The sequence below is a fragment of the Levilinea saccharolytica genome, from assembly GCF_001306035.1.
GTDB lineage: Bacteria > Chloroflexota > Anaerolineae > Anaerolineales > Anaerolineaceae > Levilinea > Levilinea saccharolytica.
Map to the genome: position 1 here is coordinate 1 of NZ_LGCM01000036.1, position 1,321 is coordinate 1,321.

At 57.2% G+C, this 1,321-nt stretch carries 1 protein-coding gene; it reads left to right on the forward strand.

Features of this window, described 5'->3' with window-relative positions; all coding sequences use genetic code 11:
• Nucleotides 1-96: 96 nt before the first annotated feature.
• Nucleotides 97-1,260, forward strand: coding sequence for an IS256 family transposase (locus ADN01_RS09935; protein WP_075071106.1), 1,164 nt, complete (start codon nucleotides 97-99; stop codon nucleotides 1,258-1,260).
• The last annotated feature ends 61 nt before the right edge of the window (nucleotides 1,261-1,321 follow it).

Sequence of the window (1,321 nt, forward strand, 5' to 3'; positions counted from 1 at the left end):
GTTAGTGTATTCTTGTTTCTGTAGGATTTGAACCTTAACAAAAGTTGTAGGTCAGGTGTATCCTATGGGTTACCACACCGACACAGGAAAAGCCACATGACCTACACCAACGATTGTACTCTACCTGCGGAACTGCTGGAACAAATTGCCAGCCAGGGATTTGACGCGCTTCCCGAATTGATCCGCATCGTCATCAACACCGCCATGCAAGCTGAACGGCAGAAGTACCTGCGTGCTGCGCCGTTCGAACATTCGCCTGAGCGGCAGGGTCACGCCAACGGCTACAAGCCCAAGACGGTCAAGACCCGGTTAGGGGAGATCACCTTCGACATCCCGCAGGTGCGCGAAGGCGGGTTCTACCCGGAGGCGCTGGAGAAAGGATTGCGCAGCGAGCGGGCATTGCGGCTGGCGCTGGCGGAGATGTACGTACAGGGCGTTTCGACCCGCAAAGTGGCCGCAATTACCGAACAATTATGCGGAACGGAGATGTCTTCCACGCAGGTCAGCCGGGCGGCAGCGCTCCTGGACGAAACGTTGGCTGCCTGGCGTAAGCGACCCCTGGGCGAGATGGTGTACCTATTCCTGGACGCCCGCTATGAGAAGGTGCGCCAGGACGGGCAAATCCGCGATGCGGCCATTTTGATCGCCAGCGGGGTTGACCCAGCCGGTAAACGGCGCATTTTGGGCGTCTCGGTCTCTCTCAGTGAGCAGGAAGTCCACTGGCGCGCCTTTTTGCAGAGCCTGGTTGGACGGGGTTTGGGCGGAGTGCAGCTCATCGTCAGCGATGACCACGCCGGTCTCAAAGCCGCCCGGCAAGCGGTGTTCGGCGGGATCGCCTGGCAGCGCTGCCAATTCCACCTGCAGCAGAACGCCCAGGCGTATGTCCCGCGCAAGGAGCTGCAAGCAGAGGTGGCCAACGACATTCGCATTATTTTCAATGCCCCCGACCGTGCCACCGCCGAGCAGTACCTGGCCAAGACGGTGCAGAAGTACGCCAAAACCGCCTCGCGCTTGGCCGATTGGATGGAAAAGAACATCCCCGAAGGGTTGACGGTTTTTTCCTTCCCGGCTGATCACCGGCGCAGGCTGCGCACCACCAACGGCCTAGAACGGGTCAACAAGGAGGTTCATCGCCGTACACAAGTGGTTAGCATCTTTCCCAACGAAGCTTCCTGCTTGCGCTTGATTAGTGCTGTTCTGATGGAGATCGATGAAGAGTGGCAGACAGGCAAAGTCTATCTTTCGATGTTCAATTCTTAAGGTTCTTTAAAAATCCAATTGGGTCACCTGACCAATCCTACAGAAAAACCCTTGCACAATC

What these genes read in the sequence shown, in the direction of transcription:
- ADN01_RS09935 (WP_075071106.1), top strand. Translation starts at nt 97, where the DNA reads ATGACCTACACCAACGATTGTACTCTACCTGCGGAACTGCTGGAACAA.